Source organism: Pseudomonas sp. PICF6 (assembly GCF_009831705.1).
Taxonomy (GTDB): domain Bacteria; phylum Pseudomonadota; class Gammaproteobacteria; order Pseudomonadales; family Pseudomonadaceae; genus Aquipseudomonas; species Aquipseudomonas rhizophila.
Window position 1 is genome coordinate 231,076 of sequence record NZ_WUUD01000013.1, and the last position, 570, is coordinate 231,645.

Sequence of the window (570 nt, forward strand, 5' to 3'; positions counted from 1 at the left end):
GACGGTCAGCGGCAACGTTCTGAACAACGATGTGGGCGGTGCCGATGGACCCGCCGCAAGCGGCGCGGTGATCGGTGTGCGTGCTGGCAGCGACACCTCAACCTCGGCGGTTGGCGGCCTCAACACCCAGATCAACGGCACCTACGGCTATCTCACGCTGGACGCCAATGGCAACGCCGTTTACCACAGCAACCCGAACACCGTCAGTGCACCCGGTGCCACTGACGTATTCACCTACACCGTGCGCGATGCCGACGGCGATGAAAGCACCACCACCATCACCATCGATGTCTACAACAGCTGCCTAGTCGCTGAAACCGATCAGGACATCACCGTCTACGAAAAAGCCCTGGACCTGAACCAGGACGGCCAGGACCTGGCTCCCGGCACCGTCACCGGCAGCACGCCGAACGCTACCAGCGAAACCGCCAGCGGTAGTCTTGTCGGCTCGGTCACAGGTGCAATCGGCGCCGTCACCTTCGCCCTGGTAGGCAACGCCACCGGTGCCTATGGGCAACTGCTGCTCAACCCCGACGGTTCGTACACCTACACCCTGACCTCGCCAGCCAC

The 570-nt window shown here is 63.2% G+C and carries 1 protein-coding gene; it reads left to right on the forward strand.

Annotated features, from left to right (window positions below):
* A partial coding sequence (locus GSM73_RS26990; RefSeq protein WP_256676771.1) for a VCBS domain-containing protein occupies positions 1-570 on the forward strand: 570 nt, incomplete at both ends.